24 protein-coding genes and 1 tRNA gene are annotated in these 26,763 nt (G+C 38.1%); 12 read left to right on the top strand and 13 right to left on the bottom strand.

The window, feature by feature from the left end; translation table 11 throughout:
- Together JXQ92_RS16480 and JXQ92_RS16475 are read left to right on the top strand one after the other, a co-directional pair.
- Positions 1–296 (top strand): hypothetical protein (locus JXQ92_RS16480; RefSeq protein ID WP_421987740.1); only part of this gene is annotated, 296 nt, incomplete at its 5' end.
- A 164-nt stretch (positions 297–460) separates the two neighbouring features.
- Entirely contained in the window at positions 461–2,308 is a 1,848-nt protein-coding gene (locus JXQ92_RS16475) for an alpha-L-fucosidase (RefSeq protein ID WP_421987739.1), read from the top strand.
- A 16-nt stretch (positions 2,309–2,324) separates the two neighbouring features.
- On the opposite strand, the gene JXQ92_RS16470 is transcribed toward JXQ92_RS16475, so the two are convergent.
- From JXQ92_RS16470 to JXQ92_RS16455, 4 genes are all read right to left on the bottom strand, one after another.
- Positions 2,325–2,672, bottom strand: coding sequence for a n-acetylglutamate synthase (locus JXQ92_RS16470; protein WP_421987738.1), 348 nt, complete (start codon positions 2,670–2,672; stop codon positions 2,325–2,327).
- A gap of 75 nt (positions 2,673–2,747) precedes the next feature.
- On the bottom strand, positions 2,748–4,244 hold the full coding sequence (locus tag JXQ92_RS16465) for a serine hydrolase domain-containing protein (RefSeq protein ID WP_421987737.1): 1,497 nt from the start codon (positions 4,242–4,244) through the stop codon (positions 2,748–2,750).
- 105 nt (positions 4,245–4,349) lie between these two features.
- Positions 4,350–5,066, bottom strand: a complete 717-nt coding sequence (locus tag JXQ92_RS16460; protein ID WP_421987736.1) for a hypothetical protein — start codon at positions 5,064–5,066, stop codon at positions 4,350–4,352.
- 47 nt (positions 5,067–5,113) lie between these two features.
- Positions 5,114–5,644 (bottom strand): mechanosensitive ion channel domain-containing protein, encoded by a 531-nt coding sequence (locus JXQ92_RS16455; RefSeq protein ID WP_421987735.1) that lies wholly within the window; start codon positions 5,642–5,644, stop codon positions 5,114–5,116.
- 706 nt (positions 5,645–6,350) lie between these two features.
- Between JXQ92_RS16455 and JXQ92_RS16450 the strand changes: the two genes are divergently transcribed.
- From JXQ92_RS16450 to JXQ92_RS16415, 8 genes are read left to right on the top strand one after another with little or no spacing between them, the layout of a single operon-like run.
- On the top strand, positions 6,351–7,397 hold the full coding sequence (locus tag JXQ92_RS16450; RefSeq protein ID WP_421987734.1) for a glycosyltransferase family 2 protein: 1,047 nt from the start codon (positions 6,351–6,353) through the stop codon (positions 7,395–7,397).
- A complete protein-coding gene (locus JXQ92_RS16445) occupies positions 7,394–8,953 on the top strand; it encodes an NAD(P)/FAD-dependent oxidoreductase (RefSeq protein ID WP_421987733.1) in 1,560 nt (519 codons plus the stop codon). Before JXQ92_RS16450 ends, JXQ92_RS16445 begins: the two co-directional genes overlap by 4 nt.
- Entirely contained in the window at positions 8,940–10,454 is a 1,515-nt protein-coding gene (locus JXQ92_RS16440; protein ID WP_421987732.1) for an ArnT family glycosyltransferase, read from the top strand. The genes JXQ92_RS16445 and JXQ92_RS16440 overlap by 14 nt, the downstream gene beginning before the upstream one ends.
- A gap of 7 nt (positions 10,455–10,461) precedes the next feature.
- Positions 10,462–11,337 carry a glycosyltransferase family 2 protein gene (locus JXQ92_RS16435; RefSeq protein ID WP_421987731.1) on the top strand — a complete coding sequence of 292 codons (876 nt, stop codon included), beginning with the start codon at positions 10,462–10,464 and terminating at the stop codon, positions 11,335–11,337.
- Positions 11,330–13,189: an FkbM family methyltransferase gene (locus JXQ92_RS16430; RefSeq protein WP_421987730.1), complete on the top strand. Its 1,860-nt coding sequence runs from the start codon at positions 11,330–11,332 to the stop codon at positions 13,187–13,189. Before JXQ92_RS16435 ends, JXQ92_RS16430 begins: the two co-directional genes overlap by 8 nt.
- Positions 13,190–13,194: 5 nt before the next feature.
- Positions 13,195–14,049: a TylF/MycF/NovP-related O-methyltransferase gene (locus tag JXQ92_RS16425; protein WP_421987729.1), complete on the top strand. Its 855-nt coding sequence runs from the start codon at positions 13,195–13,197 to the stop codon at positions 14,047–14,049.
- Positions 14,050–14,054: 5 nt separating this feature from the next.
- On the top strand, positions 14,055–14,840 hold the full coding sequence (locus JXQ92_RS16420) for an ABC transporter permease (RefSeq protein WP_421987728.1): 786 nt from the start codon (positions 14,055–14,057) through the stop codon (positions 14,838–14,840).
- Positions 14,837–15,499 carry an ABC transporter ATP-binding protein gene (locus tag JXQ92_RS16415; RefSeq protein ID WP_421987727.1) on the top strand — a complete coding sequence of 221 codons (663 nt, stop codon included), beginning with the start codon at positions 14,837–14,839 and terminating at the stop codon, positions 15,497–15,499. Before JXQ92_RS16420 ends, JXQ92_RS16415 begins: the two co-directional genes overlap by 4 nt.
- Here the strand turns inward: JXQ92_RS16415 and JXQ92_RS16410 are convergent.
- Together JXQ92_RS16410 and JXQ92_RS16405 are read right to left on the bottom strand one after the other, a co-directional pair.
- Positions 15,492–16,409 (bottom strand): hypothetical protein, encoded by a 918-nt coding sequence (locus JXQ92_RS16410; protein WP_421987726.1) that lies wholly within the window; start codon positions 16,407–16,409, stop codon positions 15,492–15,494. The two genes, JXQ92_RS16415 and JXQ92_RS16410, sit on opposite strands and share 8 nt — an antisense overlap.
- 6 nt (positions 16,410–16,415) lie before the next feature.
- Positions 16,416–17,843: an MBOAT family O-acyltransferase gene (locus tag JXQ92_RS16405; protein WP_421987725.1), complete on the bottom strand. Its 1,428-nt coding sequence runs from the start codon at positions 17,841–17,843 to the stop codon at positions 16,416–16,418.
- Positions 17,844–18,203: 360 nt separating this feature from the next.
- Between JXQ92_RS16405 and JXQ92_RS16400 the strand changes: the two genes are divergently transcribed.
- Positions 18,204–18,836, top strand: a complete 633-nt coding sequence (locus tag JXQ92_RS16400) for a sulfotransferase family protein (protein WP_421987724.1) — start codon at positions 18,204–18,206, stop codon at positions 18,834–18,836.
- Between the two features lie 48 nt (positions 18,837–18,884).
- Here JXQ92_RS16400 and JXQ92_RS16395 read toward each other — a convergent pair whose 3' ends face one another.
- The 6 genes from JXQ92_RS16395 to JXQ92_RS16370 form a co-directional block, all read right to left on the bottom strand.
- On the bottom strand, positions 18,885–19,742 hold the full coding sequence (locus tag JXQ92_RS16395) for a sulfotransferase family protein (protein ID WP_421987723.1): 858 nt from the start codon (positions 19,740–19,742) through the stop codon (positions 18,885–18,887).
- A gap of 9 nt (positions 19,743–19,751) precedes the next feature.
- The gene (locus JXQ92_RS16390; protein ID WP_421987722.1) at positions 19,752–20,981 is read right to left on the bottom strand and encodes an acyltransferase family protein; all 1,230 of its coding nucleotides are present in this window, start codon (positions 20,979–20,981) and stop codon (positions 19,752–19,754) included.
- Positions 20,908–22,041: a hypothetical protein gene (locus tag JXQ92_RS16385; protein ID WP_421987721.1), complete on the bottom strand. Its 1,134-nt coding sequence runs from the start codon at positions 22,039–22,041 to the stop codon at positions 20,908–20,910. The genes JXQ92_RS16390 and JXQ92_RS16385 overlap by 74 nt, the downstream gene beginning before the upstream one ends.
- Positions 22,041–23,018 carry a hypothetical protein gene (locus JXQ92_RS16380; RefSeq protein ID WP_421987720.1) on the bottom strand — a complete coding sequence of 326 codons (978 nt, stop codon included), beginning with the start codon at positions 23,016–23,018 and terminating at the stop codon, positions 22,041–22,043. Before JXQ92_RS16380 ends, JXQ92_RS16385 begins: the two co-directional genes overlap by 1 nt.
- 327 nt (positions 23,019–23,345) lie before the next feature.
- Positions 23,346–24,335 (bottom strand): hypothetical protein, encoded by a 990-nt coding sequence (locus tag JXQ92_RS16375; RefSeq protein WP_421987719.1) that lies wholly within the window; start codon positions 24,333–24,335, stop codon positions 23,346–23,348.
- A gap of 18 nt (positions 24,336–24,353) precedes the next feature.
- A complete protein-coding gene (locus tag JXQ92_RS16370) occupies positions 24,354–25,205 on the bottom strand; it encodes a glycosyltransferase (RefSeq protein WP_421987718.1) in 852 nt (283 codons plus the stop codon).
- Positions 25,206–25,679: 474 nt separating this feature from the next.
- Here JXQ92_RS16370 and JXQ92_RS16365 point away from each other — a divergent pair, with 474 nt between their 5' ends.
- Positions 25,680–26,036: a hypothetical protein gene (locus JXQ92_RS16365; protein WP_421987717.1), complete on the top strand. Its 357-nt coding sequence runs from the start codon at positions 25,680–25,682 to the stop codon at positions 26,034–26,036.
- Positions 26,037–26,684: 648 nt separating this feature from the next.
- Here the strand turns inward: JXQ92_RS16365 and JXQ92_RS16360 are convergent.
- Positions 26,685–26,757: transfer RNA gene (locus tag JXQ92_RS16360), tRNA-Met, on the bottom strand.
- Positions 26,758–26,763: the final 6 nt, after the last annotated feature.

Genomic DNA, 26,763 nt, shown 5'->3' with positions numbered 1-26,763 from the left:
CTCAAGGAAGTATTCTTTTAGACAATGAAGACATATCGCTGAACTACCCGGGCTTTACACTTTCATTTGCAGATGGTACCTATCAAACCACAAATGGAGCAGACTTATTCAATGCCACAGGTACTTGGGATTGGTCTTCTTCAGACACAAATGGAACAATAATTCTTTTAGACACTGATGAAGAAGTAACAATAACCAGATTGACCCTAAATGAACTTCAATTTAGTTTCTTCCATAATGGAAACACAAGAGCTGGAATTAGTGGTAACTATGTGGTGACAGTAACGAGACAATAATACCTATATCTGACACTTGGATTAATTTATAATTCAAAAAAAGGCCATCATTTCGATGGCCTTTTTTGATTTTCACCCCGCTCGACGATCAATTCTTTGAAAATGAGCCTGAAGATGGTTTAATTGTCAGTAAGACAGTCCATTATTATCAGGCCTAATCGCTTATGAATTTACCCTTTTCGATCAAAAATATATCAACAATAAAAAGTCGTAAAACCGTATTAACATTCGGAATTCTGCTAGCAATAAGCCTCTCGTGCTTAGGGCAAAAACAGTACGCGGCGAATTGGGAAGAACTAAAATCAAGACCTTACCCACAATGGTTTAAAGATGCAAAACTAGGCGTATTTATACACTGGGGAGTTTATTCCGTACCTGCCTATAGTAATAAGGAAGACTACGGAGAGTGGTATCTGCGAGGACTTATGCTTGGTGATTCACTTCGTACCAGCTACATGAAAACTCACTATGGCGAAAACTTTACCTATAAAGATTTTGCTCCTTTATTTAAAGCCAGACTGTTTTACCCCGATGAATGGGCCTCCCTATTTAAGAAAGCAGGCGCTAAATATGTAGTAATGGTTTCCAAACATCACGATGGTTTTGCCCTATGGCCCAGTAAGTACGCTCCAAAATGGAACAGTATGGAAGTAGGCCCCAAAAGAGATTTAGTGGGAGAACTCTCAGAATCCGTTAAAAAAGAAGGCTTACACATGGGCTTATATTATTCCCTTCCAGAATGGAATAACCCGCTTCACCGATGGGACACCGATCCCCACAGAAACATAGGTCCGTATGTGGAAAAGCATATGATACCGCAGTTTAAGGAACTCATTTCTACCTATAAGCCTGACTTAATTTTTGCAGATGGTGAATGGAATAACACGGCCGAAGAATGGCATTCGGCGGAGCTGATCTCTTGGTATTTCAATCTAGTAGGAGAGAAGGCGGTAGTAAATGATCGGTGGGGAAATGGCAGTCAGGGTATGGGGTTTCTCACACCAGAGTACAGCTCAGGCAATGGCGTTTCCGAAAGACCTTGGGCCGAAGTAAGAGGTCTTGGAAGGTCATTTGGGTTAAATCGATTTGAGAAACTCGATGCCTACATGACCAGTGAGGAATTAATCCATTTTTTTATTAAAGCCGTAGCAAATGGCGGCGGTGTTACGATCAATGTTGGCCCAACAGCAGATGGTCAAATTCCGTTGCTTCAGCAAGACCGATTATTAGCACTTGGGAAATGGATCCAGATTAATGAAGAAGCTATTTACGGAGCAACAACATGGACAAGAACTGGAGAAGAGAAGGAAGTTTCACTCAAGAGAATCGATCCGAAAATCGATTTTAATTGGGTAAGAAATAGTCCAGGAAGCTCAATCAAGGAAGACGATTTCACCGCCATTTGGACAGGCTATATTCAACCCAATTTTTCAGAAAACTTCCAATTTGAAGTACAAGCAGATGATGGTATCAGAGTTTGGGTTAATGATGAGTTGATCATTAACAAGTGGAAAAATGCACCCGAAGGAGCCAGTGGTTTTGTCATGGGGAATATCACTACAGATGTTCAAACTGGAACTATCAAGCTTCTAAAAAACAAAAGGTATAAACTGAGGGTCGAATACTTTGAAAGAAAGCAAAATGCAAGTGCCAAGTTGTTTTGGTCAAGTGTTAGTCTTCCAAAAGAAATAGTGCCCGCTTCAAAACTCTTTACATCAGAAAACGAGAGCGAAAACGGACTAAGGGCAGAATACCGATCTATGAAAGAGTTTGTGGCCTACACTACAAATAATAACAACTTGTATGCCATCAGTATGGAATGGCCCGATGAAGCATTGAAAATACCCATGGAAACTTCAGTGGAAAGTGCTGAAGTGCACCTTTTAGGTTATGAAGGCGCTTTGGATTCACATTTCGAGGATAATTATCTCGTTATAGACACAAGTAAAATTCAGTACAGTAAACTCCCTAGCAAGGTGGCTTGGGTATTTCGAATTTCAGGATTGAATTGATCTTGTTTTACTGTAATCAAGCAATCACCTCTTCTATAATTGACTCTCCCTTACTGTGATCTCCACTTGTCCATTGCCAAGTTTCTAATAATCTAATACCACCATTTTCCATAGTTTCAGGTGTAGACTTACAAGTTCCAGTCATTAATTCTCCGGCTTTATTCACCTGATGATAGCGCATATCAATGTTCCCTTTATCATCTACAAGGCCAATTAAATGACCTTTAATAATTTGTCCACCTTTATATTCGGCGCTTAGAATATTACCCTCTTGCTTATAATAGAAAGTCGTTTCAGAAGAAGTTTCGCTGTTCTCAGTATTATTTACTGGCCTGAAAACCCTGTTGTTATAATTGATAGTCATAATGAGTAAAAATCAATGAAAACTGATTTGAGTTCGCTAGCAAAGATAGCCTATTAACAATATCGTAAACTGGAATTACTGGTTATCTATCAACCAAGTTTTAGCCTCATTTGTATACCAACTACTAGAAAAGTTTTGAGCATCCACAATAGACTTGAAATGAAAAAATGCTTTCTCTTTATTCCCTTTCCTGTTATAAAATGTGCCCATATACGAGTGTGCATAAGGATTATTAGGTGCAACTTGCAATAGCCTGCTACCAATTTGTTCAAGTTCTGAATCAAATTGATTGAATTCACCAAGATTTCGATAGAAAGCCACACTTTTAAGAAAGCTCAGGTTATGCAATAAATTAATATCCGCATACTCTAGAAAGTCTGGATATTTCTTGAAAGTTTGATCAATAAGGTGAGCACTTAACTTCATTTTTTCAGTCTGGAACCTGGCCATAAACGATTCCGTCAATGCCTGAGCTAAAACCTTTTTTCTGTAGAATGTATTAGCATTTGAATCAGTAAAGACAAATGATTCATCCTCCAACAAACACATTTCGGTTCTGTCAAAAATATAGTTTTTGAGAAAGCTTACTGCAAAAAGAGATGACATAACATCACCCATTATCAACCTGGCCGGATCGCTCATTAAGTTGTTATTGGCCAGAACCACTAGCGTAAGTTCTTTAGCAGGAACAGTTAAAAGTAAGCTCGAATAAGAGTCATATTGCCCATAAAGCCATAGCACCTCTAACCCCTCAATTTCTTGTTTGAATATTCCATAAGCGTAGGGCAAACCATTATCTAAACCGTCAAAAAGCGTTAGTTTAGAAGACGCTGTGATTAGCTGATTACTATAAATAGCTTGCGTAAAATCAAGTAAATCGTGACTGGTAGATACAATTCCCGCTGAGGCAGAATAACCATAATCGATAAACCCTTCTTTAATTTCTTCTTCCAAATTGTAGGGCAAAGCAAATGTGACGTCCTGCTGTGCAAGTTGGGCTGAATCTTTGAGTAAAAAAGTGTTATCTAGTTCAAGCGGATCAAAAATTTCTTCTTCCATTAAGTCCTTAAACGCTATTCCAGATGCTTTTTCGATGATTTGGGTCAATAAGCCAAACCGAAAACTATAGTAAAACTCGTTGCCAATATCGCCTTGGGAAGTATGTGAAAGTAAATGCTTGATTTTTATCTCCTTATCGAGCCCTATTTCAGGTAAATACTGATTTACAGGATCATTTAGGGAAAGTTTCTCTTCCTCGACCAACTTCATAATTAGATTAGCTGAAAAAAACTTCGTTAAAGAAGCTACAGGAAAAGCAGTTTGTGCATCGATAGGTATTTGACGTTCAAGATCAGAATACCCAAAGTGCTTCTCATAAATAATATCTTCTCCCTGAGCGATAGTGGCGCTTAATCCAGGAATAGAAAACAAGTCTTTAAGCACCATTAGCTCCTGCGTAAAGAAATCTTTACGCTCTTTTTCTACTTTTTTGGAATCGCATGACAGGGCTATAATGCCTATGCCAATAAAGAGAAGAGCTTGTTTAAGGAAGGATTGCTTTACAGATTCCATCACTCGAATTATTGAAATATGAGAACTTGAGTTTTTCATTCAATCGTATGCTTCCCTAGGTAGATACAATTTTCATGAATATCGTTGCACACCAACCTCTAGACTTTATGGTAAAACCAGGGGGCCAAGTTGGTAGATCCATAAGTAGAAACCGATATTTCCACCAATGAGTCCGCTGAGAATAAAAGTCAACCTATACTGATGAGGTAGATACTTAAATATCACCAAAAGGCTGATCCCTAAACCAATAGCCCCAAGTGAAATGGCCACCGAACCCTCCCATATCTCTAAGTAATAAGCGATATTTAATTCGTCTCCGCCGAAGTAACTAAACGTTTGAGGATCAATTATTTTACTCCCGATTGACGTGAGAAGATTATAAACTTCCCTTAGCCAAAACAGGGGGAAAAAAACACCTAACCAATCCCAATGATTGAATCTTTGAGGAAATTTTTTCCTATGATATTTCAATAAGAAAAAACCAATCAAGCCTACAAGGCAAGTTTGAAGCGGACCACCCATGGAGATTAAAAGTCCGTGAGTCCGTTGCTTTTTATAAAGAGAATCAAATTCTTTTTTTAGCGTGAAGTCCAAATCGTTCTCTATTTCCTTTTGGTATTGCCCATAGATTTCATTGAGACGTGAATTCGATGATTCATAGTCATATGTCATCGACGCGTGATGAAGCTCAGTAGAGTAACCCAGTGCCTTGGCTACGGCAATATGTCCCATTTCATGACTTACCGTTCCAATGACAGTAAAAAGAATAAAGCCTAGAGATAGAATGAATAATAACGTTGGTTTAATCTTACCAATTTTCATAAGGGTAGTATAGCTTCAATTAATACACTAATAATTGAAAATAGAGCTCAACTAAGTTTAAAAGAGGCTTTTTGTAAGGCAAGGTTGTTAGGATAGCTTACCTTATCGCCTTCATCGGTTTCTATTTCTATATAGAACATGGTGATATCTAGGATGAGTCCTTGAACAGAGTTGTCACCATCGAGAATCTTTATTTTTGAACCGACCTTATAAGGAAAGAAAAAGAAAAGAATTACTGAGGCAGTCAAGTTGCTAAGTATAGACCAATGGGCAAAAAGCGCAACTCCTACAACAGTAAAAATACTTGCGAAATAAATGCCTAGCCCCGAAAGTGACACTTCCCAAGTAAGACCCAGAAATACTGCAAAAACAATGAAATTGACCATTCCAGTAATTTTTCTGACATAAAGCATTCTTGATTTATCGAAAGTATGGCGGTCTCCGTGCCTTTGTATAAGTTTTCGTATTACTTTTTTGCTGATGAAGAATAAAACCAATACAACGCATGATATGATGAGCTCTGTGATATGTGTAGATATCCAGAATTCGATGTCTGAGAATATTGCTTTAAAGTCCATATTGTGAAGTTAAAAAAAAATGGCCTCCTAGTTATTGGCACTGGATTGATTTTGAAGATGCCTAATCAGACTTTCTGTGTGAGACTAGTGAGCCAACTTAAAGCTATTATTTATTTAAGAAGAGGAATGAGGGCATAAAAAAAGACACTCAATTTGAGTGTCTTTTTTGTAGTAGCGGGAACAGGACTCGAACCTGTGACCTTTGGGTTATGAGCCTAACCGAATACTGAAATAATTCGATAATCTGATCTTCGCAACTATCAACATAGCGTTGGCTGTTTTTTCCCTTCCATTTCCTATCTTTTGAAAAGATGAGAAGCATTTCCTATTCATTTCTCATTTGAAATGAGAAAATACTGAGAAGCCGACATTATTTTGTCCGACTCTTGTCCGAGGAAGGCAGTGAATAACTTAAAAAGGGTCTATATGAGCCGTAAAACTACATTTTCAGCCAAACAAACATGTCATATGTAGAATGTGGTTTTGTTGGAATTGAGGAAATCAACTTCGCAATTATGATTTCTAAAGAGGACTTGAATAGAACCTATTCGGTAGTTACTCAGATATGTAAGAATCCTTCGTTAGTAGTATTTACTCAGAATCATTTTAGAATAATCCTTTAATTCAGAACATTCCTGAAAATCTCCAGAACAATTATTTTTTTAAAAGCTGAAAGAAGCCGATACTTGTGTTCACCGAAGGACAGTTGAAGAAGACAAGTATATCCATTATTATACCAGCACACCAAGTCGGAGCATTGTTAAATCAATGCTTACAATCCATTATTGACTTTGGGAATGGCGTAAAAGAAGTGATTCTGGTACTCGATGGGATACCTTATAAACAGGAACAACTCTACCTTACTACTGTGCCTGATCTGATAGTGGAGCGTCTTGCAGTAAACAGAGGCCCTGCCCATGCTAGAAATCATGGTGTTCAACATGCTTCTGGCGATGTTATGTTCTTTCTGGACTCAGATGTGCAATTACTACCGGATACTATCGGACGAGTCAAGAGTCATTTCGAAAAATCGCACGCCACCGAAGCAATTATTGGTTCATACGATAAAGAGCCTTATGAAACATCTCTTGTATCAAAATATCGAAACCTACTACATCACTTTACCCATCAAACAACCAGTGAGCAGGCTGCTACCTTTTGGGGTGCATGTGGGGCCATCAAACGTGATGTTTTCAACGAGATTGGAGGTTTTAATGTTGCTTTTGACAAACCCTCAGTAGAAGATATAGAGCTTGGCTACCGATTAATAAAAGCAGGATACACCATACATTTAGAAAAGCACTTGCAGGTGAAACATCTTAAGAAATGGACGGTGGGCAGCATGCTGCATACAGATATTTTTCTAAGAGCTCGGCCATGGACTCTGCTCTTATATCAGCGCAAAAAACTGGCTTCAAACGATCTGAATCTCAATATCGAAGATCGACTAGCTACTTTCCTCTTACTTCTGGGGCTAACAAATCTCGTACTTACACCTTTCTGGTCAGAGGCAGCTATTCTGGTGATAACTTCATTAGTAGGCCTGATCCTTTTAAAAAGGAAAATCTATCATTTTTTTGCCTCTCAGTTTAATTTCACCCGACTCCCTTTTGTCCTCATGTTCCACTGGCTCTATCTGGCCTGTGCGTTTACTGGTTTCGTTTTGGGTACTTGTGACTATCTACGTCAAACCCGGAATTTTAGGCCTGACGCAAAAGTTGTCTTAAAAAATCAACACAAGACGAATTCTTGAGTAAGCAAGAGATCATAGTGATCATTGGAGCCGGCCCGGCAGGGCTTACAGCTGCTTATGAATTGGCCACAAAAAGTGACAAACACATTGTTGTTCTTGAAGCTGACGATCAGGTAGGAGGAATTAGCAAGACGGTAGACTACAAGGGCAATAAAATTGATATAGGAGGCCATCGTTTCTTTTCCAAATCTGAGTGGGTGTTGAATTGGTGGCAAAAGTTCTTACCCGTGCTTAATGACGGTAAGGAGATTCATACTACTTATCAAAATAGCCAAAAAGCATTCAGCGCAAAACCATTTAACAATTCGTCCGAGCCTCATATGCTTATCCGCCCCAGAAAGTCACGGATTTTTTATAATAAGCAGCTTCTTGATTATCCTATAAAACTGAACCTGAATACGCTTTTTAGGATAGGTTTTTGGAAAAGTTTCAGCATCTTCATTTCCTTATTAATAAGCCGTTTCAGACCGATTAAAGAGGAAAAGAACCTTGAAGATTTCTTTATCAATCGTTTTGGTAAAAAACTTTACGAGACCTTCTTTAAAGAATATACAGAAAAAGTCTGGGGCAAGGCCTGTACAGAAATCAGTCCTGAATGGGGGCGCCAACGAATCAAAGGGCTGAGCTTTAAGAAAATTTTAAAGCATTATTTCACCACCTTGTTTTACCCCATGCGTCAAACTTTCGGCAATAAGGAGGTAGAGCAAACACTCACAGAGTACTTTTTATACCCGCAAAAAGGGCCAGGTCAGCTTTGGGAGACAGTGGAAGCCACATGCCGGACAAAGGGAGTAGATATAAGAATGCAACAGAGAGTCACAAAGGTAAAAACCAATGGTAATCGCATAAATGCCGTAGAGGTTTGGGACAAGTTGACTCAGACTACATACACTTTACCTTGTGATCAATTGATATCTACCATGCCCGTAAGGCACCTGATTGCCGGGCTTGATATGGTAGTTCCTGAGAAGGTGAAGTCGGTAGCTTCCAGTCTAGAGTATCGGGATTTTATGATTGTCGGGATTTTATTGGATGAGCTTAAACTCAAAAATGGCAATGGAGAGTCCATTGATGATAATTGGTTGTATATACAAGACCAGGGCATGCAGGTTGGTCGTGTACAACTCTTTCATAACTGGAGCCCTGAAATGACCGCCGATCCAGATAAATCCTGGATTGGTGCAGAATACTTTTGCCAGGAAGGAGACGACTTATGGCAGTGTGATGATGATGCATTGATCTCCTTGGCAGCAGAGGAGTTGCACCGTATTGGGCTGCTGGATTCTTCCAAGGTATTAGATGGCACTGTGGTAAGAATGCCAAAAGCCTACCCCTCTTATGTAGGAAGCTATCGCGATTTTGAGAGCGTCAAATCATTTTTCAATACTATTGATAACGTATACCTGATTGGTAGAAATGGTACACATAAGTATAACAATCAGGACCATTCCATGCTCACGGCCCTGGAAGCGGTGAATAGCCTGATGGACAATGGTAAAAACAAACAAAGCATCTGGCATGTAAATACAGAAAGTGCGTATCATGAGGCTAGTTAACTATCTTTTTCTGGGATTCTTGCTAGGGCTGATGGGCTTTGCTATGGTATGGCTTACTATGAATAAGCATGCCTTTAATTACAGCATGGATGTGGAGATTAGTCCTTACGGCCATGCATTGAGCAATACTAAAATCGAGCTTGATGACAAGTTCTCCGAATCAGGGATGGGTATAATATTGAACGGAGAATATTCGATTTATGGCAATTGGCCAGCCTGGCCATTTTTACTACAGTCTTCTTGGTATCAGGCACTCGGTCGAAATGACATCTATGCTTCCAGGTTATGGTCGGCCGCGATTTATGGATTAAATGCGAGTCTTTTCTTTTTACTTATCTATCGTATTGGAAAAGAAATCTGGGTGGCTGTTATATCAACAGCCCTATTTGCAATGCTGCCTTTACATTTAAGCTATGGCAGTCTTATTTTTAGTGATATATGGTTTGTTACTTTTTGGTTATTGGCATTGCTGACTTACCAACATAATAGCCTGAAATATTACTGGCTTTTCTCATTGATTATCCTGGTAGGGTCATTGTTTTTTTGGTTTGTAATTTTCCTGTTACCGGCACCTTTGATTATATATTTCTTCAGAAAAAAGCGACTCAAGCTTAAATGGATTTTAGGTATTATAAGCCTCTTAGTGATAACCATATGGTTGGCACAGTGGGTGCTTGTGCTTCAATTCCCTGAATCTTACGCAATAGATTCAATGAGAAAGCATTCGTTTTTAGGCCTGTTTTCTAATAAAAAATATTACCTCATCAAGCTTATAAAACGTGCAGGTACATTGTTGTATGAACTTATGCCGTTGATGCCAATTCTCTTGTTTTATGATAAATGGCCTGAATTGATAAACCAGATCAAAGGTAAGTGGCGTGAAGACAGGCTTTGTCAGGTGTTGACCGTTTTAATGTTGGGTTATCTCTTATATATAGCTGCTTTTACACAATGGTTTGCAGGGCATGAGCAAGGTGTGGGTATGTTCTCCATTCTCATTGCCAGTTCTGCTGCACTTCTTCTATCTGAAATGAAACCGTATTTGAAAAAACGACCTTTTCTTTTGCGTTCAGGGTTGTCCATCGGCTTGAGTTTGACTTTGTTTTTCTGCCTTAACCTTGTTCAGTCAAGGGAAGAAGCCGTTGAAGTACAGGATGAGCAAATCAGTGCCTTTGTCAACAATGCCAAAGATGGCAGTGACAGGAGAGTGTGTTTGTTTTTTGATGTACCAAGGTATGTTCGCCTTCACTTGCGCATTGGAAAATTCGCTATTCGCAAATATACCAATGGATATACTTTCAATATTGATGAAATGCCCGAGCAATCCAATATAACGGAAGTACTGGGATACGGAGTGAATCAGCTTTACGAAAATGGCATAGAAAATTTTGATGGTCAGACTGTATTTTTAATATCAGACAAGCCACATAATTTGGATGAGGTATCTGTTATAAAATCTACCATTGTGAATCAGCTATATGTTTACCAGATAGGCCTTTAACCAAGTTATGAGTCAACGTGGAATTAAAATATCGGTTGTTATTCCTACCTACAATCGTCCGGAAGCTTTGTCTAAATGCCTGCAGGCTTTAGAAAGGCAAACACTGGATGAAGACTGGGAGGTACTGGTGGTGGATGACGGGGGAGAAACCGATTTAGAACCGATAGTGCTCATGTTTGAACACAGACTCAATGTTACATTACTGAAACAGGAAAATAGTGGCCCCGCAAGTGCCAGGAATAATGGTGTACAAAAAGCAAGAGGAAAATATATTGCTTTTTTGGATGATGATTGTGAACCAGAAGAAACCTGGCTTCAGGAACTGCTCAAACATGCAAGGCCTGGAGTAGTGGTGGGAGGAAAAACGGAAAACAAACTTCATAGCAACCGCTATGCTGAGGCCAGCCAGCAGCTAGTCTCGTTCTTATATGAGGTTTGGTATGATACTACCTGGTTTTTCTTTACTTCCAATAATTTTCTGATTCATCGCCAATGCTTCCTTGATGCTGGTAGCTTTGATGAGAGCTTTACAAGGGCTGCTGGTGAAGATCGCGAATTCTGTACTAGGCTGCTTAACCAAGGCTACAAACTAAATCACGCTCCCAAAGCCATCATTAACCATTCGCATCACCTAAGCCTGAAGAGCTATTGGCGACAGCATTTCAACTATGGTAAAGCGGCTGTAAGGTACCGAACCAAATTGTTCTCTTATGGCGTTCCCCTACCAAAAGCAAAGTTGGGTTTCTACATGGCAATGTTGAAATATCCCATGCACCTCAGTGAATTTAGGGTTTCAAAAAGGTTGACGTTAAGCGGAATCATTGCCATTTCCCAATTGGCTACTTTTTTAGGCTATTTAGCAGGAAGGAGGTCGCATGATTGATTCAAAACCATTAGTTTTCATTGGTGTACCAGCCTATAACAGGCCAAGTGGTTTGCGTAATACGCTTACGGCACTTACAGCCCAATCTTATCAGTATATTGAAATCCATGTCTCGGATGATTTATCACCCAATCCAGCTGTTGTAGCAGAGGTTGAAGAGTTTACCAAAAGAGATTCAAGGGTCAAGGCCCATTACCAAAAGCAGAACATAGGTATTATTCGTAATCACCAGTTTTTACTGACAGAAATACCAGATGAGGCAGCTTATGTTATGTGGGCTTGTGATGATGACAATTGGCACCCAGACTACATTAAAGTATGTGTAGAAGCACTTGAAAAAAACCCAGAAGCCATATTATGCACTACAGACAACCTATGGGTTCATAAAGGAGCGCTTTGCCAGATAAATCATAACGAGCAAGTACATACCTTGGGCATTTCTGACCCTGTCACCAGATACAAGCAAATATTGCCCATTATTTTGTGGTGGAACCATAGCTTTTACGGACCGATCAGGAGAAATGCATACAAAAAATTATCTCTGCAAAACACTTTTGCTTTTGACATCCTATTCATTGCTCATTTGAGCCTTTTAGGACAATTCATCAAAATCCAAAAACCATATTTTGTGAAAACGATTGGAGGTTATGGTAGTGAGTTGAAACAGAACCTAAATTCAGTCAAAGATGAGAGCAAAATAAGCAGATACTTTCCTCGGTTGAGTGTTTTCTTAAATTTTAGAAAATCAATTAAAAACACTGCTTTACTCAACTCTTCGCAGAAGCATCAGTTATTGATTTCATCATTCAAAAGCATTGCCCGCAAAAGCACCTATAGTAGATCTGTTATAAACAGCGTTCTTTGGGTATTTCGTAAGGGGGTCAACGCCATAAAATTTGCCTTCACTTGGTTTAAAATCAGGCATTTTCGGTCGGCCTGGTCAATACATATTCACAGATTACCCGTTCAGGAGTTTACATTCTCAAAAAAAGAAGGAAAACTATATTCCAAAAAACTGGGATCGGTATTTGTACCTTCCAGTGATTTGTTCAATAACTACTACGAATTCATTGAGCTCAAGGAGAAAAACAAGGCTCTTTTCAAATATGATCCCGTTTTGAGGTTGAATCAGGTCACAATCAACAATACCTCGTTCGAACTTAAAGAAATGTTCTATGGCTTCTTGCTCTACGAAATATTCGTTCAGGAAACTTACCAGTACGACTTTAAATCCCCTTCGATTGTAGTAGACATTGGATCTAATGTAGGCATAGCAGCGTTGTATTTTGCTCAGAAGACCAATGTAGAAAAGGTCTTTAGTTTTGAGCCATTTCAGGAAACATTTGCCGCTGCACAAAACAATTTGGATCTTAACCCCGAGTTACGATCGAAGGTTTTTATGGAAAATTTTGCCCTTTCTGATGAAGAAAAGACTTTGACTGTGGACTATAGCTTCCAAACAAGTCAATTGAGTAGCATCAAAGAAATTGATAAGGACCGTCCAGATTCACACGACTTACAGTTGACAACAATACAGGTTAAAAAAACATCAGAGGTCTTGATGCCCATACTAAAAGAGAATTCTGATAAAACAAAGGTATTGAAAATCGATACTGAAGGGAGTGAATACGAAATAGTTGAAGATTTGGCTAAAAGTGGTCTTCTGAAAGTATTTGATAGCATTATGATAGAGTGGCATGGGCAGGGATATGAGGTGCTACTAAAGACTCTGAAAAAAAACAACTTTGAGGTAAGAGTGACAGACCAGGACTACTCCACCAAGTTTGGGTATACAGGTATGATCTATGCACATAATAAGCCCTTGAAAGATCAGCCCCTTATTTCACTTTGATAAATATGATGAACGTAAAAGAAAAATATCTGGAGCTTTTAAAGAAGAGTCTTCTCAATGAGATTTACGTTGAAAATGAGCTTCGAATTTTTTGTTTGGCTGAAAAAAAACTACTCAAAAAATGGTCTCTGATTTTCGGAGGAATTGATTTTGAAAAACTTCATCATATCGGTAAATACTTTCCTGAAGACTTGGACACATTCAAAAAAAACCGATTTGAAGGAGGGTTACTAACCCCCGGTTCGCGACACCTGGTTTACGCAGATACGATGATAGGGCGAAAGAGGCTTCTAAATATTGAACACTGCCTAAGTGTTATTCTGGAAGAGAAAATCCTTGGAGATGTGATTGAGTGTGGGGTTTGGAAAGGAGGTGCCACTATATTTATGAAAGCCTATTTAGATACCTATGAATCAACCGACAGAGTGGTTTGGTTAGCGGATTCGTTTGAGGGAGTGCCAGAATCTACCTTGGCACAGGATAAGTATTCTGATTTAAGTAGAAAAGCATACCCAGGGCTTGCGATACCGAAGGATGATGTTGTCAAGAATTTTGAAAAATACGATGTATCTCTTGATCATGTACAGTTTCTCGAAGGATGGTTTAAAGACACCCTTCCTGATGCTCCCATAGATAAGTTAGCACTTCTGCGCCTTGATGGCGATTTATATGAATCAACAATGGATGCCTTACAATCTCTGTATCACAAGCTAAGCCCGGGCGGCTTCATTATTATAGATGATTACAAAGCACTACCCCAATGTGAGGAAGCGGTTCAGGAGTTTAGATTACAAAACACGATTACTGAACCCATTCAAAAGATAGATTCTGAAGCAGTTTTTTGGAGAAAGAAATTCTAAGAATCATGATTGAAAAAGCAAGGTCAATTAAAAATTATTCGGAGTTCTTCTGGACTTTTACCTGGCGGAATATTCGGTTGCAATACAATAACTTTTGGCTGGGTTTATTCTGGGGAGTCATCCAGCCATTACTTATGTCCGCCATCTTTTACGTGGCTTTGAACAAAGGGATTGGAGACGGTTTCAGTCATTACTTTATATACATCTATTCAGGGTTTATTTGTTGGAGCGTTTTTTTCGGAGGACTTTCACAGGCTTACGTAAGTTTTTTGCAAAACGATCAATTAGTAAAAAATATCTATTTCCCTCGGGTCTTATTACCGCTTACTTTTCTTGCAGCAAAACTTGTTGACTTAGCGATCGCTTTTCTAATACTCATAGTACTTGTTCTGTCTTCAAATCTTGAAATACAGGCTGGTTGGTTTATACTCTATTCTTTATTGGGTTTTGTACAAGTACTTTTGATTTCGGCAGGATGCAATCTGTTGTTTTCTACAATCTGTGTAAGATATCGCGGATTTCAGGTAATCTTCCCTTTTATGACACAAGCCCTTTTCTTTACATCTTCTGTGATTTACGATGCATCGGCTTCGATAGAGAATGATTGGCTAAATATGCTGTTTAGATTCAACCCGATCAGTACCACTTTGGCAACTTTCAGGTTAGGAATATTTCCTGGTGAAGCGCAGACCGGACTGATTCTATTCAATATTGCTTATGCTTTTGGTATTGCCCTATTAGGTTATTGGTGGTTTAAACTAGAGGACAGAAACCTAATTGACCGATTATGAGTAAAGAGACCTCTTTGTGTGTTAGAAATATCAGTAAATACTATTCCATAAAGGATCCCTCTTCTGGAAAGAAATCTCAATTTTGGGCCCTAAGAGATGTTTCTTTTGAATTATCTAAAGGAGTATGTTTGGGGTTGATGGGGTCGAATGGTTCGGGTAAATCTACTTTATTAAAGATCATCAACCGTATTATAACTCCAACTACTGGTGAGATTGTCATAAATGGCTCGATAGCACCACTTCTTGATTTAGGTGCTGGGTTCCACGATGAATTGACAGGAAGGGAGAATATCTATGTTTACGGTTCTTTAATTGGTATCAAAAGGAAAGAGTTAAATCAGAAACTCACTGAAATAGTTGATTTTGCCGAAATTGGCCCATTCCTGGACACTAAATTACGAGGCTATTCCAATGGAATGAAAGTACGACTGGCATTTAGCGTTGCAAGTCATTTAAAACCTGACATCCTTTTGGCTGATGAAATTCTGGCCGTTGGAGATGAACCATTTCAACAATTGTGTTTGAAGAAAATGATGGACTTAAAGAAATCCGGCACAAGTATCATTATGGTACAGCACAATGAGAAAGTCATTCAAAGCATTTGCGACAGAACTTTCTTGTTGAAAGGTGGAAGACTGAGTGATACTGATGTCAGTTAAGGATTGATTTCAGGTCACGATTCAGTGCTTTGGTGAACTCCATTGAGCCTTCATTGTTCAAATGATTTAGATCAAAGAACAATTGCGAATTCTTCTCATAGGCTTTATCATAATTGAGGAAAAAGATATGTTCGTTATCCACCACTTCTTTCATAAAAGCATCTCTTTCTTCCAAACGCTGTCGGTCAACAAATTCATTAAATAAGTGGTACTTAGGCGGGCTTACAAATACCACTTTAATGTTTTCCTCTAAACATTCCTCCAGGATTTTCCTGTAGAGGTCAAGGTTGTCCTGCACCTTGTTAGCACGAATTATTCCTTTCATAGAAGCATATTGTCTTTCTACTCGGGGGTGCTTGTCAATTAGGCTGTCCTGATAATCAACCTCTTTAAAAACATTCCACTCTTCTGGTATTTCCAGCTGGTACCCCCGTTGATCATACTTTAGTGAGGTTTTCAATGGGAAATATTGGCTCAGTGGCATCTCAGTCAAAAAATACCCTGTTAGCTCATGATCCTTTATAGTTGGAAAATAGTAAGGAAGTTTTGTTGACCTGATAAAGTGGCCTCCCTGATAATTCACGAAGTAGGTTTTAGATGCGTCCAGTAGCACAAACTTTGGCTGTGATACTTCTTTCGCATAACTAAATATCGAATAGTCGATATTAAGAGCACTTCCTGCTAATGCAAAAGAACCTACATTGCCATCTAAATACTGCGGTTGAATACCACACCACATGAAGGAGGATCCGAAAATTAATCCATCAAGTTTGTCACTGTTTTCCAGGAAATACTTTTTCTGAAAGTAAATAGAAGACTCGTCATTTCTTCGATTTAACATCTCCATAGTAACCAAAAGTATCCCAACAGGAATTATGACGATTAGTAACTTGGACAAAAACAGTTTCATGATTCTTTAAAATTGAAAATAGAAAAATTGAGAACCTGGAGCCGCAAAAAACAAGATTATGAGTATCAGGGTAAAATAAATCCCCCACCTCACCGCAAAATGTGTTTTTTGACTGCTCATTTCCAGACCGTGATTCTTGTTTCGTTGTAACCATTCTACATTGAAAAGTATCATACAGCCTACAGGAACTGCCGCATCAGGTAAATAAGGAGTATTGAAAAAAGACACACTAAACATTTCCATCATGAAACTTAGTCCGTTGTCAACAGTGTCAATTCTGAAAATGACATTAATGACTGTGAAAATCAGAAAGGTTCTGATAATTTGAAAAGCTTCTACATATGAAGGTAAGAGTCTACCCTCGGCAACTATACCACTATGCCTTCTCTGTCGCCATAAAATATGTAGAAGAAGTGCAATACCGTGTAAAACACCCCAGAGTACAAAAGTGAAATGAGCTCCATGCCATAACCCACTCAGGGCAAAGATGGCCAGAATATTAAAAACCTTTCTTGTTTTACCTTTTCTTCCTCCTCCCAGAGGGATATACACATAGTCTCTTAACCATGATATGAGTGTAATATGCCATTTATTCCAAAGCTCAGAGATATCTCGAGAAAATAAAGGATAATCAAAATTCTTAGTCAAATTAAATCCCAAAATTCTTCCTAAACCTATGGCCATATCTGAGTAACCAGAAAAGTCGCAATAGACCTGAATAGTAAAAGCAATCGCAGCAATGAATAGCGTACTACCCTGATGGTCATGAAATGATGTGAAAACCTCATTGACAAAGATGGCGCAATGATTGGCCACAAAGAGCTTTTTAAATAAGCCCCATAATATTTGTCGCATTCCATCGGCAGCCTTTTCATAACTAAAAACTCTTTCCGTACCGAACTGAGGGAGTAGGTTGGCTGCTCTTTCTATAGGGCCAGCTACCAATTGAGGGAAAAAACTGACAAAAGCAAAGAAGCTAATGAAGTCATGATGCGGTTTTATTTTTTTGTTATATACATCTATGGTATAGCTTAAAGTTTGTAGTGTATAAAAGCTGATTCCCACAGGAAGAACCATATCAATGGCCTGGAATTGAGTGTTCTCAATAGAGAAAAGCACTTTAAAAGCATCGAGAAAAAAGTCAAAATATTTAAACAGGAACAGTATGCCGAGATTGGTAGCCAGGCTGCTATAGAGGAGTATTTTTCTCTTGAGGTTATGTTCCGTTCTGCCCAGCCCTACACCTATCAGATAATCTACCAGACTACTGATGATGATTAGAGAGAGGAATTTCCAATCCCACCAACCATAGAACACGTAGCTCGCTATGAGAATTAGCGTGTTTTGCCACTTTACGTTCTTCTTTAAAAGAAACCAGTAAAGTAAGAAAACCACACTAACGAAAACCGCGAAATCCAGTGTAGTAAAGCTCACGTTAACACTTTTGTTTTATTCATTATTCGTTTACAAAGTCTCCCTTCTGATCTAACCTTTGATTAATTCCTTTCAAGAAAATATTTGAGCGTTTACCCTGAGTTGATTGTTTTGTCAAGGCATCAAATTAAGTTTCATTCCTCTAAAGTCATTACGTTTTCATACGGTAAATAAGTGTGATTTTTTTCCTTCTAGACTATGCGGTTTTTAAAAAATTAAATACCTTCTAAAAAAGCTAATCATTGTTGTTCAAAGTGTAACTTTTACGTTCAGGTTCAGCAATCCAATATGATCCCAAGCTATTCCTTTCAACTAAAATGACGTAAAACAAATACTTCAATAAATAAAAGAACACCTAAAATGGGTAGCAAAATCTTTTGTATAGGGGTAAATAAAACAGGCACCAATTCTCTTCATCAGGCATTTGGGTTATTAGGATACAAGAGCGTTCATTACTTGGATGATCAAGGTAATAATATCAAGGCAATGATTGAAAGTAATTACCTCAACAATCGTAATGTTTTGGCTGGTCTTGAACAATACGATGCCATCTCAGACTGGGATTATCCTACTTATGCCATTGCCATTTTTAAAGCATTTGATGAACAGTATCCCAAAAGCAAATTCATCTTGAACACACGTGAAATGAATAACTGGATAGAAAGCAGAAAAAATCATGTCTTAAATAACCAAGCTAAGAAATTAAGTAATCCAGACTCTCGAGATTCAGGCCTTGAATGGCAGGTTTTTGATGTAGATGCTTGGAAAAGAGAATATGAACTACGCCATCAAGAAGCATTGGATTATTTTAAAAATAGAAAAAGTGATTTGCTGGTTTTCAATGTGAGTAAAGGAGATGGTTGGGAAAAACTATGCCACTTTTTGGGTAAGCCAATTCCATCAATACCTTTTCCCAGAGTCAACAAGACTACACTTAAAGAACGATTTGTTGCTCGTTTATTTTCGGTTTTCTTTTCCAAGCCTAATAAATAGAAAGTCAAAAGCCTACCTTTCCTTTGGATATCAGTATTCTCAAAAGTATTAATTGAAACGGATGCCGCAGAGCGAAAACAAGAGTTCTTGATCTTTCTGATACCGTTCCATTAACTCTCTTTTTAGTGAAATGTCCAAAACAGGTTTTTTACTATAAGTGTGCCTGATTAAGCTTCGTTTAAATGAAGACTCTGGTAACGTCCATTCCAATAAATTCTGTAAGCTATGGGATCGCACACCGAATGTTTTGTTATAAAGCCTTTCCTCAGGAAGTACAGAAGGGTCAACTTCTAAAAATTTGAAGATTGAGCTGATGGCATGATCGAAGTCAATGTGAAGGTCGTCAAGTTTGATAATATGAAATTGACTCTTGTCGAATAAAGAAAAGTATCGCTGTAATTGCTGACCATACAGACCAGAATGATAGTAGAGAAAATTGTAAAAGTATTGAGGGTTATTCCATTTGAATTCATCTGAGTCCATTCTGCTTGGCTCTAGGCGCAGTGCTTTTGAAAATGTTCTTGCTGTTTCCCATCTATGATTCCGCATGTCCAGATATAGGGAAAAGGCCCTCTCAGCAGGGTTTCTTAAGGAAATTAAAAACCTGGCATCTGGAAAATGTTTTTTGAGTAATTCTGGCGACTTTGGATCTGTCAAATAAACATGAGAGGCTTCTCCAATGACCTTTTCCTTTTCAACTCCATCAAAGAGCCCAAAGTATTCTTTTGGACTATTTATCTGTTGGAAAGTTTCGCAAAAGAAAGAGGGTTCTTTTACCTCGCTCATAAAGATTTGCGGATGCTGCTTAAGGTAATGATGTAGGGAGGTTGTACCACTTTTAGCTGCTCCCAAAATGAAGAAGTTAGGGTGCCTAGCAGGTATTGATATCTTGTCGAAGTCAGGCATTTCCAGTGGCTAAGCTCTCATACCGTGTACGTAGGTAAATCGTCTTTCTTTGAGTTTCATAAATGGCATTTCAATCAATTTGTGAAATATATGGGCCACTAGTATAACAAAGCCAAAAACAGTCATAATAGAAAGTGTATACCTGAGGAAAACACTTTCTATCAACTCCCATGGTATTAACTCACCACAAAGAAAAATCACCGACATATGAACAATGTAAACACTGTAGGAAATCCTTCCTGCATAGTTTAAAAAAGGCGTTTCAATATTGAAATAGACCTTTTTAGTGTTCTGGCCGATAAGAATGAGACAGCTTGCGGCTGTGGTAAGCTCTATATCAAATGGGACAAAACCTCTGTAAAGGACTAAGGAACCTAACAAGAAAATCCAACTGGCGGTCTGACAATAGATAGTTCCTATGTACTTAAGCATTGTCTCTTTGTAATTCAAGTAATACAAGGCGAAAAGTGCTCCGACCACCATACACTGAAACCATGGATGATCAACAATAAGAAGGAATATAGCATCTGGTTGTATATACATCAGCGCACTTCTCAAGGTTAATAGTAGAATTAAGAACACCCAACACATCCTCAGGAGTTGCCTATTACTTAATTTGTTTACCCAAGGCCAAAATAAATAGAATTGTTCCTCAACGGCCAAAGACCAATAATGACCCAATAACGGCAGAACACCTCCAAAGACATAGGGAATGTTCACCATATAAGTACCATAGTAAACCAGTAAATCCCAATTGGTATACTCAATGTTAAAAATTTTGTAAAGAATCAGAGAAACAAAAATTTGAGCATAGTAAAGAGGCAGTATTCTCAGAGCTCTTCTCCAATAAAACCTTTTAATGCTGATGACCCCTCTTTTTCTCATTTCTAATCGTAAAAGGTATGTGATCAGAAAGCCACTGATCCCAAAGAAAACACCAAGGCCATAAACGGCCATACCTAGCCTACGTTCAACAATGCTTTCTCCAAAAAGTTGAGGGTCTAATCCGTACTCATCAAAATGCATAATGAGATGAAGTAGGATTACAGGTATCACAAAAATTGATCTCAATCCATTGATACCCTTCAAATAAGCTTTTGGAGTCTGCTTTTCAGTGGATTGTCCTTCCAAATTCTTACCTGTACCTTCTTGCCCCATCTGCTCCTTAATTATTACCAGACTGTCTGGCAACCTGTCTCTCTTTCCAAAGATATTCCGCCAGGCGTTTATTGAATTCACCTGTTGGGTGCCCGTCTCCTGGAATGAAAAGAAGGTCGGTAATATTTTTGCCTTTTGATACCGACTTATCAATAACAATGAATGGAATGTCTTGTTCTTTTAAATACGAGACTATTTTTTCTGTAATTTCCGTGTAATGTTTTCCAAATAATGGATCCTGTTTTTGCTGATTGTGAATCAGTACAGTAAACCTAAAACCCTTTTCTTTGAGTATAAGATCGGTTTCTTTTACCAGTGTTAAAAATAAGCTGACCTCTTCTTTCCTTGTAGATAGCCTTGATTTTATGCGCTGATAGATATTAGAATTTGTCCAAACAAAATCAAAAAGCTTTTCTACAAGTACTCGAGATTCTTTTGCTCTCTTAAACGAGCCAGAAGTTTTAAGAATCCCATTTTCCATAATGTATTTAGGGCTGTTTTGATCCCATGAGGAATAGCCATTTGCCCTGAGTATATGCGGGTCTATAAACCAGTAATAGACATCAACATTTTCTGCTTTCTCCAGGGTAGTATCATTTGCAATTTGGTTTTTTACAATTGTATATACCTGATGAGTTCCATAACCATGAAAGCCATAGTTTATGATGTTTCTTTTTTGGGGATACAACTGATTGTAATAATAGGGCAATGTTTCTGTATCATTGAGTCCCTCACCAAAGGTAAACGACCCTCCCAGAAATATGCTGTATTGCTGGCTGGTAGTATCTGAGCCAGGCGTGACCCTTCTGCCATTGGCAAAGGAATAATTGGCACTATAAATTTCTTTATCTGATTTTATCCAGCGCTTAGTCGCTCTGATGGAAAAGGAACTATCACTTACTCCATAGCCGAGTTCAGGATTAGCTGTATAGTATCGATTGCTGTAATCAATGTATGATTGTGGTTTGTTTCTGATTGTCAGGGTCAATTCAAAAATGAAAACGGCTATAAAAATGGCAGAGAGATTAAAGAGGAGGTGCTTTGCAAAGCCACTTTTTGATTTAATGCCAATGAGAAGAAGGATGACAATGAGACAGAGCAAAATGATCTCTAAAGCATATAGAATTAGAAAATCTTTCATCAATGTCCATCACGGATTAATCGTTCACTAATTCGATTAGCCCATACTTCATGAACTTCTGCAATGGGATGACCATCGTCCTTGATTGTATTTTTTTCATTGAGAGGGATATTGCAGTTGATGTACTGTATTCCATTTTTCTCGAAAAAATCGTCCAATACTCCCTTTTGATTATTTTCGTAATACAGTACTGCCACATAAAAATCTATACCTTGCTTATCGCACAAATCCTTCATTTGGTTAATCAATGAGCTCAAAATCTCATCTTCGTCTTGTTCCCTATCATAAGCCAATGTTTTATTCAAAATTTTCTGCATCAAGTACATAGTTGCGGAGTACTCGGAAAATGGTAAAGAAGTCAAAGAAGTTGGTTTTTGCCTTTTAATTTTTCCTTTTTTGTCTAAAGCTACATAGGGGACTTCAACCGTCATCATATTTTTATTGTAGTAAAACATCTCCAGCCATTCGTGGCTTGCTATGTTTCTTCTTTTATGGTTGCTGATGAAACCGTAGATAACACTTTCAATTTTTTGACCACTATTTAACCTCCTTTCTAAACCCAACAATGCTTGATAAGTACCCTGTGCCCCAATGCTGTAGTTTAAAAAATTTTTCTCGGGAAAACGCTCCTGAAGTTTCCATGCACAAGTTTCACTATCATTGACTCCCGCACCAAAAAAGAAAGATCCACCAATTAACTGAATACTAGGCTCAGAAGAAATTGAACCCAATGGCTTAGTGATTCTTCCAAAATCTTCTCCAATTGTAAATTCAAAGTTATCGCCAAACCTATTGAGCGTCATATTGTGCAAGCCAGGATTAGGTTTCCATCCAATTAAGGAGTCAGGCAGATGAGTTTTCGATGCGGAATAGGCTTTCTGAGGAAGAGGAGGCCTCACCCCAAGTAGTCTAAGCCCACCTTCTAAAAGAGTGAATACAACGACTATGTAAACAAGTATAATTCTAAAACGCTTCAAGGTCTTTTAGATAAAATTCAGTCTTCAAATGCACTAAACAATCTTGGCATATTTTTCTTGGTTGAGTAATCTATAAAAACACTATCCACATCACAATAGCCCATTTAAGGATTGGTGGTGTAATATAGGTCGATATAATCAATTTTTGATTGCGGCCTGTTTCCGATTGTCAAGACTAATTTCAAAAATTAATAAGGCAATAAGAATAGCAGATAGATTATAAAGAAGATCTCTTTTTGATTTAATAACGAGCCATATCATACAGAAAATGCATATTATGAGGGTCAATTCTAAACCGTAAGCAGCTAAAATATCTTTCATGTTGCGTTATTGTGGCTGGCCCGTAATACCATCTGTTATCAGTCGCTTTGCAATTCTTTCTACCCAAATATCGTTGACACTCGGATCTGGATGACCGTCATCTTTGATGATGTTATCTCTTGTAAGGGGTACATTACAATCGATGAAACTGATGTTGGATTCCGTCAAAAAGTGGGTAAGGTCTTCCATAGCTTGTTCATCATACCATAGCGGAGCTACATAGAAAGCTATTCCATGCTCAGAGGTAAGGCGGTGCATTTCTTTGATAATTAGGTGAGACAGCTTTCTGGCATCTTTGACACGGTTGTAAGATAATATGCGATTAAGTACTCTTTCTGCCAAGACTGCCGATGCTAACTTGTTGGTGTAGCGAAGGTGTTTCATTTTTATCAGTCCTTTTCTTTCGAATATGCTATCATTTTTCAGCGTGGCATAAGGTATTCTTCTTCGAAGCTTCATCAACCAGTCACCCTGAGCAACATTACGTAATTCGTGATGCTGGAAAGCGCCATAGATCACACATTTGGGCTTATTTCCTTTTTCTAATTCCTTTTCTAGAACAATCAAAGACTGGAGTCCACCATATGCGCTGACGGCAAGGTTGCGGAAGTCAAATTGAGGAAAGCGCTCTTGCAATTTCCACACTGCTGTTTCATCATTATCTAAGGCATACCCCATCATGAATGAACCACCAATAAATGTGATTTTTTTATCTCCTATACTCAGGTTGTTCATTCTTGCAGCTCTGCCGGTATCTTTTTTTATAGTGATAGACATGGAATCTCCTATATCGTTGAAAGGACCAATCTCGTAATGACCAGGTAGTAATTTCCAACCCAAGCCTAAGTCAAACTCACGATTAGTTGTTGGGATCACTCTGCTTACAGGCCTGATTGGCTCATAACCCAACAACCTTAGTGTAAGCTCTAACAAGCCTAATACTAAAAGGCCATAGAAAGAAATTAGCATTAATGATTTTAAAGGTTTTTTGAGCATTAATCAATTGAGATTTTTTTATTGTCTTCTTTTTATCATCAATTCTATACTCTTGAAAAGAAAGCCTAATGAGAGGCAAATCCATTGTACAAAAGCGAAAAAATAGTTTAACAGAACTTTCCTGTTCTTGGGCCTAAAAGGTAATGGATACAATGGTATTTCCAATTTTTGCTGTGCTAATCTGTTCCCTTTGCCATACCTTATAAATCGCTTCACAAAACCAGATAAGCCATCGTTAAAATCATGTATAATTTTTGACTCTCTGGCATAAGATAATTGACCCTCTTCTGCTAATCTAATTGCCAACTCTATATCCTCTCCTCCTGCCATAGTAAACTGCTCGTTAAAACCACCGAGGCTATCAAATACTTCTTTCAAAACTAAGGCATTAGCCGTAACTAAGTATTTTGGTGACCCATCAGGTTTGGATGGAGGTAAGTGTATTTGCTGGCTCTCATAATATCTAGAAACATAATCGTTACCTAAAGCACCAACAAAACCCTGATAGCCTATGGCATCATATGAACTTCTTAAGTAGCCCGAAACCATACTTTGAGTAGGTATACAATCGCTATCGACAAACAGCAGCCATTGACCTCTGGCATTCTTGGCTCCTATGTTTCTGGCAGCAGCAGGACCGATCTTCTTACATTCATAGTTTTCAATACTTAGGCCGCGATTCAAAAAACCTTCAGGTATTACAACTGGCACCGCAGAGTTATTGTCAACAATGATCAGCTCTTTGGGGTAGTTGTCAGGTATTTGAGTAAGAAAAAATGAGACCAAGAATCGATGAATACCAGCTTGGTTATCTTTGACAGGAATAATTACAGAAATATTCTGAGGAATAATGGTGCGGGGCTCAGTCAAAAATAAATCGCTTACTGTTGTTTTTGTCTACCTGCTTATAAAAGGCTTATTGACGAATTATACATAACGTCTAGAACAAATTGTACGCATACGGAATCTACCTTTTGAATTATCCATAAGCCCAATAATCGAGTAATAATATGAAGAAGATACTTAGGGTAAAACTATTTTGGTACTAAATACAAACAAGTCTATCGAAAGTAACGAAAAACCTCTTGGCTCATGAAAAAAAGGAGATGTGGATAGAATATTATTTTAGAGGTAAGATCTTTACAGAATTATAAGGCATGAAGCTCACCGAGTGATGACTCAATAGAATTGGTCTATTTGATGTAGCTATGTTGTACCGGCAATCTTAACACCTTATCGTCAATAAAGAAATTGGGCACACAATTATATGATTTTCAGTTTACCAAAGATGGTACTTGAATCCATACGATAAGAAGAGAACAAGATTTTAAGTCAAATATTTAGTTGTTTGAAACACTTGATACCAAACAAGCATATGTCAGTAAATGGAATACCTTCAACAACGACAAAAAGCTTTGCTTAAAAAAGACTCAGACTTGTTTAGAATTGAGGTCAATTTTCCAATCCATTTCCCATCTTTTCAAAAGATGGGAAGCAATACTCAAGGGAGAACTGAGAAGCATCGGTGAATTCTATACAGATATCCAGAACAGTATTCGCCAGCCAGCCTACACATTGGTTAATGCCCGGCTAGGCATCAGTAATAACAAGTTTACCCTTCATTTCTGGGTACAGAATATTACGGATGAGGCCTACCGGCTTTCGGAAATCCGGACAATAGTTTCGGACTCGATCATGTAAATCGTACTATTTGGCAAAGGGCGAGTAAGAGGTAATGCTAGAATATTGTTTTCAGTATATAGTCATATAGATCCTATTAAGTTGGCCTAAGTAATTTACAGGTGGATAATTGAGTGAAAGCTAACAGGAGTATTGATCGGCCAAACATTCTTATCAGTATCAGTGAGGTTTATTTTAAGATAGTACTATTACATTTTTGTTGATTGAGGTGATAGCTGAACCTTATGTTTTACGAACTGTCATGTAAGACATTGCTTTATGGTTTTAATTAATATGCTTTGTTCTCGGTCATCAAGAAGTTGGGAGCACTAACTAATGTAAATTACTTATGAGGCTTTGGACATTGTAAATACCCTTGTGATATCAAGCAAAAAACTTAATAAGTTCTACTTGAAGCTTACTCTATTTTTGATTATTTCGTTCTCATTCTCGTATAGTACAAACGAGATTTCCGATTCTTCCAAATTCAAAAGGGCGATAGTGTCTTTTACCTTTATAATTAGTCATATCTTGTCAATTGAGTTAAGGTAAAACCAAGAGTCCAAAAAATATAGATTTTTGTCTAACGAAAGTGGAGGTTATTAAGGAGGGGTAAAATGAAAAACCCCTATAAGTTAATGACTTACAAGGGTTTTTATTTAATTGTAGTAGCGGGAACAGGACTCGAACCTGTGACCTTTGGGTTATGAGCCCAACGAGCTACCAACTGCTCCATCCCGCGATGTAT

Origin of the sequence: Roseivirga sp. (assembly GCF_049099775.1) — a bacterium.
Lineage (GTDB): Bacteria > Bacteroidota > Bacteroidia > Cytophagales > Cyclobacteriaceae > Roseivirga.
This window is presented reverse-complemented; position numbering and strand designations above follow the sequence as displayed.